The organism is Streptococcus sp. oral taxon 056 str. F0418 (assembly GCF_000220065.1).
GTDB lineage: Bacteria > Bacillota > Bacilli > Lactobacillales > Streptococcaceae > Streptococcus.
Genome location: NZ_AFQU01000001.1, coordinates 329,107 through 344,862 on the forward strand (window position 1 = coordinate 329,107; position 15,756 = coordinate 344,862).

At 40.6% G+C, this 15,756-nt stretch carries 16 protein-coding genes, 1 pseudogene and 1 other annotated feature; of the genes and pseudogenes, 2 read left to right on the plus strand and 15 right to left on the minus strand.

The features are described from left to right. Positions 1–7 precede the first annotated feature (7 nt). From HMPREF9182_RS01685 to lepA, 10 genes and pseudogenes are all read right to left on the minus strand, one after another. Entirely contained in the window at positions 8–592 is a 585-nt protein-coding gene (locus tag HMPREF9182_RS01685) for a uracil-DNA glycosylase family protein (RefSeq protein WP_009443842.1), read from the minus strand. Between the two features lie 51 nt (positions 593–643). Next, a complete protein-coding gene (pepV, locus tag HMPREF9182_RS01690; RefSeq protein ID WP_009443481.1) occupies positions 644–2,047 on the minus strand; it encodes a dipeptidase PepV in 1,404 nt (467 codons plus the stop codon). 70 nt (positions 2,048–2,117) lie between these two features. Beyond that, positions 2,118–2,723: a nitroreductase family protein gene (locus HMPREF9182_RS01695; protein WP_009754734.1), complete on the minus strand. Its 606-nt coding sequence runs from the start codon at positions 2,721–2,723 to the stop codon at positions 2,118–2,120. A gap of 68 nt (positions 2,724–2,791) precedes the next feature. Beyond that, entirely contained in the window at positions 2,792–3,631 is an 840-nt protein-coding gene (locus HMPREF9182_RS01700) for a metallophosphoesterase family protein (protein WP_009443259.1), read from the minus strand. 65 nt (positions 3,632–3,696) lie between these two features. Beyond that, positions 3,697–5,529 (minus strand): excinuclease ABC subunit UvrC, encoded by a 1,833-nt coding sequence (gene uvrC / locus HMPREF9182_RS01705; RefSeq protein WP_009754443.1) that lies wholly within the window; start codon positions 5,527–5,529, stop codon positions 3,697–3,699. A 39-nt stretch (positions 5,530–5,568) separates the two neighbouring features. Next, positions 5,569–6,258, minus strand: coding sequence for a YjjG family noncanonical pyrimidine nucleotidase (locus tag HMPREF9182_RS01710; protein WP_009443983.1), 690 nt, complete (start codon positions 6,256–6,258; stop codon positions 5,569–5,571). A gap of 317 nt (positions 6,259–6,575) precedes the next feature. Continuing rightward, the gene (locus tag HMPREF9182_RS01715; protein WP_009754669.1) at positions 6,576–7,331 is read right to left on the minus strand and encodes a hypothetical protein; all 756 of its coding nucleotides are present in this window, start codon (positions 7,329–7,331) and stop codon (positions 6,576–6,578) included. Between the two features lie 569 nt (positions 7,332–7,900). Further along, positions 7,901–8,732 (minus strand): annotated as a pseudogene (locus HMPREF9182_RS01720) (AraC family transcriptional regulator). 197 nt (positions 8,733–8,929) lie between these two features. Next, a complete protein-coding gene (locus tag HMPREF9182_RS01725) occupies positions 8,930–9,424 on the minus strand; it encodes a YkgJ family cysteine cluster protein (protein WP_009443869.1) in 495 nt (164 codons plus the stop codon). 470 nt (positions 9,425–9,894) lie between these two features. Continuing rightward, positions 9,895–11,718: a translation elongation factor 4 gene (gene lepA, locus HMPREF9182_RS01730; RefSeq protein WP_009754828.1), complete on the minus strand. Its 1,824-nt coding sequence runs from the start codon at positions 11,716–11,718 to the stop codon at positions 9,895–9,897. A gap of 122 nt (positions 11,719–11,840) precedes the next feature. Here lepA and HMPREF9182_RS01735 point away from each other — a divergent pair, with 122 nt between their 5' ends. Together HMPREF9182_RS01735 and HMPREF9182_RS01740 are read left to right on the plus strand one after the other, a co-directional pair. Next, positions 11,841–12,653 (plus strand): Cof-type HAD-IIB family hydrolase, encoded by an 813-nt coding sequence (locus HMPREF9182_RS01735; RefSeq protein WP_009443129.1) that lies wholly within the window; start codon positions 11,841–11,843, stop codon positions 12,651–12,653. A 214-nt stretch (positions 12,654–12,867) separates the two neighbouring features. Further along, complete coding sequence (locus tag HMPREF9182_RS01740) at positions 12,868–13,389, plus strand: hypothetical protein (protein WP_009755132.1); 522 nt, start codon at positions 12,868–12,870, stop codon at positions 13,387–13,389. 51 nt (positions 13,390–13,440) lie between these two features. Here the strand turns inward: HMPREF9182_RS01740 and HMPREF9182_RS01745 are convergent, their stop codons facing one another. The 5 genes from HMPREF9182_RS01745 to HMPREF9182_RS01765 form a co-directional block, all read right to left on the minus strand. Next, positions 13,441–13,746, minus strand: coding sequence for a rhodanese-like domain-containing protein (locus HMPREF9182_RS01745; RefSeq protein ID WP_009443061.1), 306 nt, complete (start codon positions 13,744–13,746; stop codon positions 13,441–13,443). A 145-nt stretch (positions 13,747–13,891) separates the two neighbouring features. Beyond that, entirely contained in the window at positions 13,892–14,185 is a 294-nt protein-coding gene (gene rpmA / locus HMPREF9182_RS01750; RefSeq protein ID WP_003032879.1) for a 50S ribosomal protein L27, read from the minus strand. Positions 14,186–14,202: 17 nt separating this feature from the next. Then, positions 14,203–14,547 carry a ribosomal-processing cysteine protease Prp gene (locus tag HMPREF9182_RS01755; RefSeq protein WP_009754533.1) on the minus strand — a complete coding sequence of 115 codons (345 nt, stop codon included), beginning with the start codon at positions 14,545–14,547 and terminating at the stop codon, positions 14,203–14,205. Positions 14,548–14,562: 15 nt separating this feature from the next. Next, a complete protein-coding gene (gene rplU, locus HMPREF9182_RS01760) occupies positions 14,563–14,877 on the minus strand; it encodes a 50S ribosomal protein L21 (RefSeq protein WP_009754237.1) in 315 nt (104 codons plus the stop codon). A gap of 34 nt (positions 14,878–14,911) precedes the next feature. After that, positions 14,912–14,999, minus strand: a sequence feature (ribosomal protein L21 leader region). 105 nt (positions 15,000–15,104) lie between these two features. Continuing rightward, positions 15,105–15,605, minus strand: coding sequence for a hypothetical protein (locus tag HMPREF9182_RS01765; RefSeq protein ID WP_255263258.1), 501 nt, complete (start codon positions 15,603–15,605; stop codon positions 15,105–15,107). Between the last annotated feature and the right edge of the window lie 151 nt (positions 15,606–15,756).

Genomic DNA, 15,756 nt, shown 5'->3' on the forward strand with positions numbered 1-15,756 from the left:
TCTAGCCTCATTTCTCCATGATATTTTTTACCAATTTTTGTAAGTCTGGCACAACCTGCTCTGCAAACCAAGGATTTTTAGCCATCCAGATTTGGTTGCGGGGCGATGGGTGGACCAGTGGGAAAAAGTCAGGCAGGTAGTCTTTATACTGCTGAACCGTCTCAGTCAGTTTGATATTTCCTTTTTGGTGCAGATAGTATTTCTGCGCATACTGACCAATCAAAATGGTTAGCTCAATATCTGGCAAAAGCTCTAAAAGCGGCTGATGCCATTTTTCGGCAAAGCCCTTACGAGGCGGTAAATCCCCGGACTTGCCATATCCCGGAAAATAAAAGTCCATAGGCAGAACTGCGAAATATCCTGATTGATAAAAAGTCGTCTCATCAACACCTAACCACTCACGCAAACGGTCACCACTTTTGTCCTTCCAGTAAAGACCTGCCTGCTGGGTTTTCAGTCCAGGCGCCTGACCGACAATGTTGATACGAGCATTTTTAGGTGCTGCAAAGAGTGGTTTAATCCCCTGTTCTGTAAAAGCTTTATTTTGCGGGTCTGCCATAATCGCCTTAGTAATCTCTTCTAATGTCTGCATCTTATCTCCTTGCAAAGAAACTCATTCGGCAAAGCCAAACGAGTTCTCCTTTTATTTAATCAGTTCGTAGATAGCTTCCGCATAAATGGCTGCTGCACGGAAAAGATCTTCTACATCGATAAATTCATTAGCTTGGTGCATGGTATCAATATAATCTGGGAACATCGCACCATAAGCCACACCACGTTTTAAAAGGCGACCAAAAGTCCCACCACCAATCACTTGTTCATGTCCTTTTAAGCCAGTTTGCTTCTCATAAACTGAAAGCAAAGTCTGTACCAGTGGATCTTCCATTGGTACATAGTGAGGCGTGTGCCCATGTTCTGACAAAGTTACTTTGGTCACTGGTAGTTGTGCTAAAACAGTCTGAATTTCTTCTGGGCTCGTTCCCTTTGGATAGCGGATATTGAGAGCAATCGTATTATCAGTGCTCTTTTCATCAAAGCGGAAGACACCAGCATTCATAGAAAGAGATCCCATCTTTTCATCTACATAAGCGATGTTAAGATTAGTCCCATCATGGTCATTCAAAAGGATATTTCCAGCAACATTTAGATAATCCTTTGCAGGACCCTCAAAATCAAACTGAGTCAAGAACTTAGCCAGATAAGTTGCACCATTAATACCAGACTGTGGAGAAGCTCCGTGAGCAGACTTACCAATAATCGTTACTGAAATTTGACCATTTGCTAATTCTTCATAGGTAAAACGTAAGTCATGCTCTTTTGCAAATTCATCTAGCATATCGACGAGTTCTGGTACCTGACCTGATAGTACAGCTGTCGCTGACTCTGGTACCATATTTTCACGGAGACCACCTGTAAAGCTATGTAAACGAACAGCACCGCGATTTTCTCCAGCAAAATGTAGATACTCAGTGATATTTCCTTTTTCACCGTTGATAATCGGAAACTCAGCGTCAGGAGAAAAACCAAAATCAGGTTCAGGTAGTCCGACATGAGCAAAGTAATACTCCATATCCTTCCAACCAGACTCCTCATCTGTACCTACAACAAAGCGCACTCGCTTAGAAATTGGCAGTTCTAAATCTTTGATAATCTTCAAGCCATAATAGCAAGCCATGGTTGGACCCTTGTCATCACTAGAACCACGCGCATAAAGGCGACCATCGATAATCTCCGGTTTATATGGGTCTGTATTCCAACCACTTCCAGCTGGGACTACATCCATGTGAGCAAAAATCCCTAGTTCCTCATCTCCTTCACCAAAGGTAAAGTGACCAGCGTAGTTATCTACATTTTTTGTTTCGTAGCCGTCTCGCTCTGCAATCTCCAAAAATTTTTTCAAAGCTTTAACAGGACCAGGTCCGAAAGGATGGTCCTTATCTGCTTTAGAATCATCTCGCTCAGAATTGATCTCCAAAAGACTGAACAAATCAGCCAGTAAATCTTCCCTACGTTTTTCAACTTCCGCTTTAAAATCAATAACTGTCATCAACTTCTCCTTATGTGATTAAAAATCATCAAAATCTGATTCAATACATCTATTTCTACGATTTTTTAAATCAGCGTTTTTCTATAATTTCATCGACTGGTAAACGATAGCTAGGCTCCAGCTTATCGTCAGTGTAACCAACCGTAATCAATAGTTCCGAACGAAAACGTTCATCAATTTCTAGAACTTCATTGATTTTTGATTTATCATAGCCAAGAATGATGTTAGATCCAATACCTTGGTCTGTCAGTGCCAAAACAAGGTTCATCGTCACCAAACCAGCATTAAGGGCTAAGTAATCACTCTTTTGTTGGTCATCATAATGGCTATATTCAGCAGGTAGATTCTGCATATAAAACTGAAGTTGCTCTTCTGAAAAGTTATTAGCACCGCCAATCCGCGCAATTTTGCGAGCGCGCTGAGCCAAATCTGTATCTGTAAAAAGAGCAATCGTCACCGGAGCAGACTTGATCTGATCTTGATTGGAGCCAAATGCAATGTTTGCTACTTCTTCATTTCGTTCACGCACCACCACAAACTTCCATGGCTGGCTATTATGAGCACTCGGTGCCAAAGTCGCAATTTCAATAGCTGTACGAACATCCTTAGGATCCACTGGCTTCTCATTAAACCGCTTAGTTGCATGGCGTTTTTTATTAAGTTCTAAAAATTTCATTAGTTGCTTCCTTCTCTATGAATACTAATTTCATTTTAACACATTTTGTAAGAGTTTGCAGAGGTTTTTCACTTATCAAAAAAATCAAAATAAGCTCGTACATCGTCAATATAATGATACTTTTTGTTCAACTGGCTCAACAGTTCTAAATTATGCCCCTGGTAATTGTCTTCTCGTCGAAGCTCCTCATACATCTCGATAAAAGGGAGACCATTTTCTTTTGCTAACTCTAACTCCGCCTCATAGTCATACGGCACTTTTCGGAAGCGAATGTCTACCATTTCACTATTTTCAATCTCTATGATACTATATTGAGCCCTGTGATTTTTTAAGGCTGGCCAATTAAAATATGGCATACCAATGCTTCCAGGATTGATGATTTGTTGGCCCTTGCTCCCATATCTGAGCAACTGTTTATGGACATGCCCGTAAACAGCTATATCTGTTTCTTCATCTAGCAAACGATCAAAATTTTCCGTATCATTGGTCACTTGTAAAGCACTACCATAGTTTTTATCGGGTAAATGATGAGAAATTGAAAAACGCAGTCCATCAACTTCTCTTTTACATGCTAATGGCATATCCCTAAGCCAATCAATATGCTGAGGTTCAAGATCTTCCATCAAATACTGGGTCATACGCAATAACTGTATTTCTTGAGGATCTTCAAGGCCATATATACCATCCAAAGCTTCTAAAACGCAGTCGTCCCAATTTCCTCGAACTGCTACAGATAGCGGAATCGTTTTTAGAAGTGCCACTATATCATTTCGACCTGGCCCAGGAAGGAAAATATCTCCCAGAAGCCAATATTCCGTTGCTCCCTGCTTTTGCGCATCCTTTATAACTTCAGCTAATCCTGTTGCATTGCCATGGATATCTGATAAAATAGCAATTTTATGAATCATATTTTTCCTCCAAGAATATCTTCATTATATCACAAAAAGACCGTTTTCACGGTCTTGACTCGATATTATTCATCCAGTTCCATTTGTGGCTCTGCCACTTCTGGCAAGACCGCTTTCTGCTGGTCTACTAGATGTAACTTCGTCCGCACTGCCTCGGCTACTGCTCGTGGTACGCCGACTTCGACGATTTCATCGACACTGGCTTCTTTTATCTTAGTTAAAGATTTGAAGTGTTTCATGAGATTTTGCTTGCGCTTAGGTCCCAAGCCTTCGATACCATCTAGTTGCGATGAGAAGGAATTCTTGGACCGGAGCTGGCGGTGGAAGGTAATGGCAAAGCGGTGGACTTCATCTTGGATGCGCTGGAGCAGGAAAAATTCCTGCGAATTGCGGGATAGTTCTACCACTTGCAAAGGATCACCAAAAAGCAATTCATGAGTCTGGTGCTTGTCATTTTTTTGCAGTCCAGCGACGGGAATATCTAGTCCCAGCTGATCCTGGATAACTTCTTTAGCGATATTGACCTGCCCCTGTCCACCGTCAATGACAATCAAATCAGGCGGAGTCAGTCCATCCCGAATCACCCGACTGTAGCGCCGCTTGATGACCTCTCGCATGCTAGCATAGTCATCTGGTCCTACTACTGTCTTGATCTTATACTTGCGATAGTCCTTCTTGCTTGGTTTACCATTAACAAAAACTACCATAGCCGATACAGGACTGGTCCCCATAATGTTGGAGTTGTCAAAAGACTCGATACGAACTGGCGTTGGAATATTAAGAAGCTTCCCTAAATTCTCAATAGCACCTTGGGTTTTTTCAATGGATTTCTCCAAAAGGTCAAATTTCTGCTGGAGGCTGACTCGGGCGTTTTTGATAGCCAGATTGACCAGCTGTTTCTTTTCGCCTCGCTGGGGCTTAAGCACCTTGGTATCCACCAAAGCCTTCACAGCCTCTTCGTCAATATCTGCTGGAATCAAAATTTCATTGGGCTTGAGGTGGGATTTTTCCTGGTAGAACTGACCAATATAGGTTAAGAAATCTTCGTCCGGATCATTATAATAGGGAAAAAGGTTGACATCACGCTCGATTAGCTTGCCCTGACGGACAAAGAAGACCTGTACGCACATCCATCCTTTATCCACATAGTAGCCAAAGACATCACGATTCTGCAAATCCTTAGCCATAACCCGCTGCTTGGTTCGCAGGGTGCCAATGGACTGGATCAAGTCGCGGTACTCCGCCGCCTTTTCAAACTCCATATTTTGCGCTGCACCAGCCATTTTCCTCCGTAAATCCTCAATAATCTGGTCATCCTGCCCCTTGAGAAAGGCCGCTACCTCCTGGGCAAGCTCCTTAAAATACTGGCTGTCTAGCTGGCAAATAGTGTGGGCCTTGCACTGGCCTAGATGGTAGTAAAAACAGACCTTCTCAGGAGGATTGGTACACTTGCGGAAAGGAAAGAGCCGGTCTAAAAGTCGCTTTATTTCATTGGCCGCACCGACGTCCGGATAAGGTCCGAAATAAAGCCCACCGTCCTTTTTGACTTGGCGCGTGATGATGAGGCGCGGATAGGTTTCGTTGGTAATCTTGATAAATGGATAGGACTTATCATCCTTGAGCATGATATTGTACTTGGGCTTGTTTTCCTTGATTAGATTAATCTCAAGAAGCAAAGCCTCAATGTTAGACTCGGTAACAATAAACTCAAAATCCTCAATCTCTGATACCAACGCCTCCGTCTTGGTATCATGGCTTCCGCGGAAATAAGAACGAACCCGATTGCGAAGATTCTTGGCTTTACCGACATAGATAATAGTACCGTTTTTGTCTTTGTGTATGTAACAGCCAGGACTGGTCGGTAGCAGTTCCAGCTTTGATTGGATTAGCTGATTCATAGGTCTATTATAGCAAAAAAGAGACCGTTTCGCCTCTTCTTATTTTAATAATAAATCTAGCAAGTCTTGATAAGATTGGAGAATGTAGGTTGGTCTAGCCTGTGTTTGATTCGTCAAGCCATTCGGATTATACCAAGCCGTATCAATCCCTGCATTGTTTCCACCGGCAATATCAGCAGTCAATGAATCCCCAATCATCAAAGTCTGACTCTTATCAAAACCTGGTATCTGCTCTGCTATTTTTTCATAAAACAAAACTTCAGGCTTCTGAGTCCCCATCTGCTCCGAAATGAAGATATGATCAAAATAGGACGCAATATCAGAATGAGCCATGCGACTAGTCTGAATAGTCGTGATGCCATTTGTAGCTCCATATATCTCATACCCTGCTTCCGTCAGGCCGTCCAAAAGCTCTCTGGCACCAGCGTAAGTCTGACCTTGCTGAGCAATATGCTGCTGATAGAGAAGAGCCAACTCAGCGCCATCCTTTTCAATGCCAAAATGGGCAAAAAGACGAGAAAAGCGGGTATTGACCAGATCAGGCTTGGTGATATTCCCCTGCTCCAGATCCCGCCAAAGCCCCTTGTTCATGGGAATATAATAATCTTTGTAGTTCTGAATCTCCGTCACGCCCTGCTCCTCCAAAAACCGAGTCAAGGCGATGTCTTCTGCCGTATCAAAATCCAGCAGCGTATGGTCAAGGTCGAAAAGTAGAAATTTGTATGACAAGGTCAAAATCCTTTCTGTAACTGTAGTAGGTTTATTATATCATACTGTACCTAGCAGTCCAATAACCAAAGTATACTCTAAGCTCAACTAAAAAAGTAACCTCAAAGGCGCTTTTTAGGCTCTAATTAAACCAATCAAATACCAACCTTTGGATTTTTTAACTTTGGCAACCTTAAGAAATGAATCTTTCTCACTCTGAACATAAAAAAGTAGAGGACATCAATTATCCTCTACAGATTTTAAAATTTCATTAATCCACTACAGTTGACAAAGATATCTAACTTTTGGGATTTAGGTCATTTTTTGGAAAGTCTCTTTTATAATAAATTACGAATTTTTTCTTTTATAAATGCGTTAAGAGGATAGTGTTTATCAAGATATTCTAGGAGTGCCTGAGCAGATTCAGAGATTCGTTCGTAACCTTGCAAAAAGTAGGGTAATTGTTTGGCCTCATTTGGATAACCTTTTTCAAATCGTCTGTTGCTGTTAAAAATATCTATAAAATCAGATTTAGAAGTTTTTTCCAAATTGATTAATTCAGTCCAAAGCTTGACGGATCTGTTTTGGATGAAATCATAAGCAGCTAATTTTTCGCCTCGTTGATAGCGACCTAGTCCTATATATAGATTGCATAAAATTTCTCCCAACAGCCATTCACGGTCTCTATTTTCTTTTGATGGCAATCTTTGTGGTTGGCAGATTGTTCCATCAAAACCGACCTCCTTCCAGATAATCTTGCCTTCAGCGAAGGGAATGTTTACTAGTTCATGAGCTTCAAAGACAGCAAATTCACAAAAAACATCATCTTCAAATAGAACTTTATGTCCATCCACTGTATTTTGGTAGTGAAATGCAATTGGTTCTAGCTTACTTAACCAGGTTAGGTCCTGGATATAGGCATGCTTATAGCCATCTTTTACAATAACAAAGAAGTCCAAATCTGAGTACTGATCCAATCGTTCTCTTTCTGCTCCGCAAGAACCAAGTGCCAGCAAAGCTAGTGCTTGTCTAGAATCTTTTAGAGACTGACCAATATCATCTAGTCTTTGTAACAGTAATTCTGTTTTATTCATATCGTTACCTCATTATTTCTTGTTTACAGACATTATATAGTTAATGTTTTCGAAAGTCAATTTCATCCAACACCAGACACATACCAATATAATATGGTGTTTTTCCGGTATTTTTTGTTATGATAAATTGAATCATTTTACGGAGGTTTTCTCATGTTATCAAGAGTTGAAAAATTTGAAGTAGTCTTTGATTAATTAGAAAGTGGTTCTTATCTTTAAAAAGATTAAATGATTTGGAAAATATTTGAGAAGGAAAAATATATCGACTTAACCATCAATTTGCAAACGGTAAGATCTTCCCTCAAACGATGAAAATATAAATACGACCGCTCGAAGAATGGCTAATTTACCTAATTAGGCATGAAACAATCATTGCAAAATATATTTTTAAATTACCCATAAAATGATGAGTTGAAGCGAGTTATTCAAAGTCATATGTATTGCTGATATTTAAAAGAGCGATCTGAGACTCAATCTATATATAAAATTAGAACTGCTAAGTAAAGTGCGGACATTATACCACAATGCAAAAAAATCAGCCCCTCAAAAAAGAACGGCTGATTTCTAATCTATTTCACCACTGGTATCCAGAGTTCCATTTGATAATCTGGAAAGTACATATCACCCTCGGTGTAAACTTCAAAGTCTGGTGCTCCCGAGTGGCGATAGCCAGTTTCTGGGAAAAAGACTTCCAAGACATATTTCCAAGCATGGTGGATGCTGGCTGGTATAGGCCCCTTGACTGGTACGATGGCATATTCAGCTTCTGCGATTTCTTTGATTGACAGACCTAGTTCTTCTGCTTTCGCTTTATCTGCGACATCATAAGCGGCCATATAGTTGATTATTTCGCCTTCTTTGACATCCGAGCAGACGCCAAAGGATTGACCACTGCCCAGACTTTCTAAGCTTTCAAAGCTGTGATTTGCATAGAGCTGCTCCCAGGCGAACGGGCACTGGCTATTTTCAATAGTTTCCAATAGGACGCCTGCTACGGTAAAAGCAGGTTTCTTTTGAATCTTGATATCCATGTTCTTTCCTCCTGTAATCTTTAAGGATAATTGAAGTTTAGGAAAGACGCGATAAGGTTCTCCATTTCGAACTTCTGAGGGGGTCGAACCATGGAATTTCTTAAAGGCTGCGCTGAAGGCATCCGAAGACTCATAGCCGTATTTTAGTGCTATATCAATGACTTTCTCAGAGCTTTCCCGCAAGTCCGTCACAGCTTCAGACAGCCTGCGATTGCGCAAGTATTCTGCTAAAGTCATATCTGCTAGGATGGAAAAGAGCCTGCTGAAGAGAGCATAAGAATAGCCCGATAGCTGCTGGAATTTCTGCATCCACTTCTGCGTCCAACTTACTTTCCAGATATTCCATGGTTCGATTGAATTGATGCATCATATTCTTTTTCACCTCATAAAAGATACTAAGGCCGTTAAAAGCAAAGTGAAAATAGGAAAATTGACGGAGGGACTCCTGCTCCGAAAAAATTTTATCTTTTTCACATGGTTTTTAGGTCATGTTCAATTCTAACTATAGTCTAACAGATCAAAGATACTTCCGCCCTAGAATTTTTGTACAAGATTTAGAGGGGGATGTTACAACCTATCCCGCAGTTTCTCCACAAAGAGATAAGCCGCTGGACAGGTCAGGGTATTTTTGATTGTCAGATGATTAATCTGATAAATCTTCTTGCGGTCTGTATGAGGGAACTCGCGGCAGGCCTTGGGACGGACATCGTAGATCGAGCAGAGATTATCTCCCCCTAAAAAAGGACAAGGCATCGCCTTGAAGACCTTGTCACCATCTTCGTCCACTTGCAGAAACTCCTCTTCAAAAGCCGGCAGCTTCATCTTGAAATACTTGGCAATACGGACAATATCGGCTTCCTTAAAGTCTGGCCCCAGCGTCTTACAGCAATTGGCGCAGGCTGTACAGTCAATCTCCTCAAAGACCTCATCATGGATTTGCTGAGCAATCTTATCGAGATTTTTGGGTGGCTTTTTCTTCAAGCTAGCCAGAAACTTTCGATGCTCTTTCTGCTTTTGCAGGGCCAGTTGGTGGTATTTTTCAAGGTCGATTTCTTGAGACATATTCGTTTCTTTCTCTTTCTATACTTTACAATACATCATATTATAGCACAAAAAGAGAGTGGGACAGAAATCGGTAATTCGTTAGAATTCGATTTCGTCGTCCCACCTCCGCACAGTTGAATTGGGCTGTAAAAGCTGATGAAATCAGCGTAGTAGAGCCCACTCAACCACTGCGTCTTGCTCGACAATCCAAAGACAATTGAGAGGCTAGGACTTTTGTCCCAGCCTCTTCATATCATCTTTATGTTTCTAACAACCTTGACAGCCATAATACTCTATTTCTGTAGAGGCCAAAATTACTAATCTATTTCAGCATTTATTGCCATAAGATAGCTCAACAAACAAAGTGACTCTTGAGAGCACAGAGCCCTTCATCGCAAAAACTTTCCAGAGTCTAAAAAACGTATTAAACTCCCAAATAAATCGCTCCCTAAAAAACGTTTGCTATCTGAAACATATTTTTTCGTTCTCTATTCATCATCCATACTTAGGACGCTGAGGAAGGCTTCTTGTGGAACTTCAACAGAGCCGATCGCTTTCATCCGTTTTTTACCGGCCTTTTGCTTTTCTAGGAGCTTACGCTTCCGAGAAACGTCACCACCATAACACTTGGCTAAGACATTCTTACGCAGGGCTTTGATGTCTGTCCGAGCCACGATTTTCTGACCGATAGCGGCCTGAATGGGTACTTCAAACTGCTGACGAGGAATGATTTTCTTAAGCTTATCCACAATTAGCTTACCACGCTCATAGGCAAATTCCTTGTGAACGATAAAGCTGAGTGCATCAACCTTGTCGCCATTTAGGAGAATATCCATCTTAACAAGCTTAGACGAACAGTACTCAGAGATTTCATAATCAAAGCTAGCATAGCCACGAGTAGAGGACTTGAGCTTGTCAAAGAAGTCAAAGACAATTTCAGCAAGCGGAATTTGATAGATGACATTGACCCGATTATCATCGATATAGTCCATGGTCACAAAGTCGCCGCGCTTGCGCTGAGCCAACTCCATCACCGCTCCGACAAATTCCTGTGGCACCATAATCTGCGCCTTGACATAAGGCTCCTCAATAGAGTCAATCTTGGTAGGATCCGGAAACTCACTCGGATTAGAGACATCAATGGCTTCACCATCTGTCAGATTAACCTTATAGATAACAGACGGAGCCGTCATGATTAGATCAATATTAAACTCCCGCTCTAAACGCTCCTGAATGACATCCATATGTAGCAGGCCCAAGAAGCCACAGCGGAAACCAAATCCTAATGCCTGAGATGTTTCAGGTTCAAACTGCAGACTAGCGTCGTTTAACTGGAGCTTTTCGAGTGCTTCACGTAAGTCATTGTATTTATTAGATTCGATAGGATAGAGACCTGCAAAAACCATTGGGTTCATTTGTTTGTAGCCATGCAGAGGTTCTGCAGCTGGATTGTCAGCTAAGGTTACAGTATCTCCGACTCGAGTATCCTGCACTGTCTTGATAGAGGCAGCGATGTAGCCAACATCCCCTGTCGCTAGGAAATCGCGACCAATGGCCTTTGGAGTAAAGATTCCTACCTCGGTCACATCAAAAGTCTTGCCATTGCTCATGAGCTGAATAGTGTCCCCAGGTTTTACTACACCATTTACTACACGTACTTGTAAAATAACGCCACGATAAGCATCATAAACTGAATCAAAAATCAAAGCCTGTAGTGGAGCTTCTACATTTCCAGTAGGAGCAGGAACTTTTTCCACTATTTGTTCCAGAATTTCTTCAATCCCGATACCAGCCTTGGCAGAAGCCAGTACTGCTTCGCTAGCATCCAGCCCAATCACATCTTCAATCTCTACCCGCACCCGCTCTGGATCCGCAGCTGGCAGGTCAATTTTATTGATAACGGGCAGGATTTCTAAGTCATTATCCAGCGCTAGATAAACATTAGCCAAGGTTTGAGCCTCGATGCCTTGAGCCGCATCCACAACCAAAATAGCCCCTTCACAAGCTGCAAGTGAGCGCGAAACCTCATAAGTGAAGTCTACGTGTCCTGGTGTATCAATCAGGTGAAAGATGTATGTTTCACCATCTTTAGCTGTGTAATTAAGCTCGATAGCATTTAGTTTGATAGTAATGCCACGCTCCCGCTCCAAGTCCATGCTGTCCAAGAGTTGAGCCTGCATTTCTCGGCTGGAAACCGTCTCCGTTGCCTCCAAAATTCGGTCAGCTAAGGTTGACTTCCCATGGTCAATGTGGGCAATGATGGAGAAATTACGAATTTTCTCTTGACGTCTTTTTAAATCTTCTACATTCATTTTTCTCATCCTTCTAGGGTATTCTATTTATTATACCATAAGAGGCAGTCATTTTGCTATAAAGCCAGATTTTATCTGTAAATTATGCTATACTAGACCCAGTACAAAATGGGAGAATAACAATGATAAAATTACTGGCTCTTGATATGGATGGAACTCTGTTAAATTCTGAAAAGAAGATTTCTCAAGAAAATATTGCTGCCATTCACAAAGCTATAAAAGCCGGTGTCAAACTCGTTCTTTGCACTGGTCGTCCACCTTTTGGAGTTCAACCATATTTTGAACAGCTAGGTCTCACACAGGAAAATGAATACGTCATCGTAGACAATGGCTGTGCAATTCACCAGACTAGTGATTGGTCTGTCATTGACTGGGTTGCACTTACAAAGGAAGACATACGCTACCTCTATGAATTAACCTTAAACTCCTCGATTCAACTTACTCTCTTTGACGAAAAACATTACTTTGTTGTTGGGGAAAAACCTAGTGATATGGTAGAGCGTGATGCAACTTACGTCTTTACTAATCCAGTTGAAATTAGTCTAGACGAAGCACTTAGCGGAAAGCATATCATGTTTCAGGCTATGTTTTTGGGTGAAAAAGAGGCTGTTGACTCGTTTGAAGCAAGATTTTCTAAAGATATTTGTCAACGATTTAGTGGTGTACGATCACAGCCCGTCATCTACGAAGCTATGCCATCAGGTGTGACTAAGGCCTTTGCCTTAGAACGATTAGCTAAAAAACTAAAAATATCGCCTCAGGAAATCATGGCTATGGGGGATGCAAATAATGATATCGAAATGCTAGAATTTGCTGGCCTAGGTATTGCGATGGGAAATGCTTCAGACCATGTCAAAAATCTAGCAGACGATGTCACTTGCTCCAATGATGAACATGGTGTTGCCGTCGCTATTGAGAAGCATATTTTAAACTGAAAAGTAGACGCTTATCATTTTAAAAGATAAGCATCTACTTTTTTTCTATTCCAGTCTGTAGTTCCTATATCCTTTTTATGATTTTTTACTCAAGTTGCCCAAATCCGCTTGACGATTGATATTCGGTTGTATAAAATAAAATTACATTTCATCTCCTAATACATTTAGGGGTATAAATTTAAACGAATTTTAATAGCACAGCCTGGAGGAATCAATGAAAAAAATTTCACTTTATAGCTTTATCACTCTCTCCCTAGTCATGTTAGCAGCATGCTCTACCACTTCTAATAGCGGAAATACTTCTGCCAAAGAAAATAGCTCTTCAGCAACAACGACCAAAAAAACTAAATCAGCTAGCACTTCTCAGGAAGATGTGATTAATGAGTTGAAATCTATTTTTGACCCAAATGGAAACTCTAAAGACTTCAACATCAAAGTAGATAAAGATGTTAAAGACGAAGCCTTTCCAAATGGGCATACCGTCATTACAGCCTCTATCAAAGGGGATACAGCTGCTGGAACTAAAGAAATGATGGCTGCTTTTGATAATAAAACAGCCACTGAGGAAGACAAGCAAATCTTACAAGGTTTCCGCCAAACCATCGCTGATATTGCTCAAAAATTACCAGACGATACGACAACCATCGCTTTCAGCTATGAAGCAAGCCCAAACGAATACCGTGTCATTGCTCACTCTGGTAAAACGAAAGACATCATACCAACAACTGTTAAATAAGCACTTCCTCTCTTTGCCTACTCTAGCTTAATGGCAAAGAGTTTTTTCTTTTTATATAAGTTTTCCTGTCCAGGTCCTCATTCCCCCAGAGATGTTAACAACATCATAGCCTTTTTTTCTAAGCTTTGCCGCTGCTAATCTACTACGAACGCCTGAGTGACAAATCACATAAAGTTTCTCTTCCTTTGACTGTGAGTAATGACCGATTTGACCCAAAGGAATATTCTGGGCCCCCTCAATGTGTCCTCCATTATATTCTGCGGGTGTCCGAACATCCAGCAACTTAATATTTGTCTTCGACCTCTTCTCTAATTCTGCTGTTGACATACTTTCAACTTTTGTAAAAAAATGAAACATATACCCTCCGATTTATTTTTTATAAAAACTATTCAATCATTTCACTACTATAAAGTCAAGGAATCGATTTCTCCATCATCTTGCTTTTTAAAACAAAAGGCTCTCTGATCTATCAGAAAGCCTTTTATTTATTGGTTTTATAACCTTATTTAGCGATTGGGTAAACAGAAACTTGTTTTTTATCGCGACCTTTACGTTCAAAGCGTACTACGCCTTCAACCTTCGCAAACAAAGTATCGTCTCCACCGCGACCAACGTTTACACCTGGATAGATGTGAGTTCCACGTTGGCGGTAAAGGATTGAGCCACCTGTAACAGTTTGACCGTCAGCTGCTTTAGCTCCGAGACGTTTCGCTTGTGAATCACGTCCGTTAGATGTAGAACCTCCACCTTTTTTGTGGGCGAATAATTGCAAGTTAGCAAGATTCATTTTTAACATAATGTTTTTCCTCCGTGTTAGTTTTCTGTGATAACTCTTGTTTGGACGAACTCTGATGAGTCCTCCGATAAGTTTGCCATTCCTAAGAAAAATGATTCAAAGAAAAGCTGAGTCATTTCTCTCTGATTCGGTGCGATATCTTTTGGGACTTCAACCCGTAAGAATCCACCTTGATCTTCATTTAATTCTAAGGTTGGTTCATAGCCTGCAAATTTTTCAACCGAATTGACAAAATTTATGGCAAGCGTTGAAACCGATGCACACACGACATCGAAGCCGTATTCGCCGCTTTCAGCATGTCCAGTAATCTCTGCACGCCTTAGCTCGCCATCTTCAGCTCTCTCAAATACTGCGTGTATCATGCGTTCTCCTAAAAATTAAGCGTTAATAGCGTTGATGACAACTTTAGTGTATGGTTGACGGTGACCTTGTTTACGGTGACTGCCTTTTTTAGGTTTGTATTTGAAAGTAACAACTTTCTTTTGTTTACCTTGTTTTTCAACAGTTCCGACAACAGTAGCTCCGGCAACAAGTGGAGTTCCGACAACAGTTTTTTCACCACCAACAAGAACAACTTCGTCAAAAGTAACATCTTGACCAGCTTCAACGTTCAATTTTTCAACGTAGATTGCTTGACCAACTTCAACTTTAACTTGTTTTCCGCCAGTTTTAATGATTGCATATGTGCTCATTATGCACCTCCTATGATTTTTTGGGGTTTCCCCTATTTTTGTGAAGACTCGCCTAGCATCGTGGGACGAACCACTTTATACTCATTATGTGAGCAACGATGTTCGTGCGGTTGCACAGGAACGTGCATAGTCAACATTCTTAGTATAGCACTTCTTCCTAGTTTTTACAAGTGTTTTAGTGCAATAAAAGTGAATTTTCAACTAGATAAGCACTTTCTCTCGTCCAATTAGTCCAAGTAGACAATATTTCCTTGTTTGTTCACATGAACCTCAATAAAAAGTGGAGGTTTCAAGTGTTTTTTAGCTGATCTGGCAAGGCTTTTATTACTATCTGATATATTTACTTCTCTTTTTCTTCCTTCGGTGATAATAGTAAGAGTTGTGCGTGAATAAGTAGATTTTCTTCCACCAACATACGTATCCACATCAATCAATATCCCATTTTTAACCTCTGTTGTTTGATTTGTAAAATAATGATAGCGCCAAATACCGTTCACAATACGATAACCTTCATATGCGGGAAAAACTAAAAATACAATAGGTAATCCGATGATCATACCCAAAAAGGATTTAATAACTCCTTTTTGACGCATGTTATCCCATATTTCTCTAAAAATATTCTTACTAACTCTGTTTTCTTTTCTCTTTTTATAAATACTAAAAAAATGAGAAAGTACAGAAACAAGAAAATCAAAAAATGGACAGACAATCCTAATATATAAGTCCAACTAGGCTTGCCAAATAGCAGGGCATTATCTTGCCCATCTCTCCAAGAAAATGCAGATAACAGTCCCCTTAAAAACGAATTCCAGTCTCCCATGCAAATTCCTTCCTGTATTTTTGAAAAATCGTCTTTACAATTTTTTAGATATTCACCAT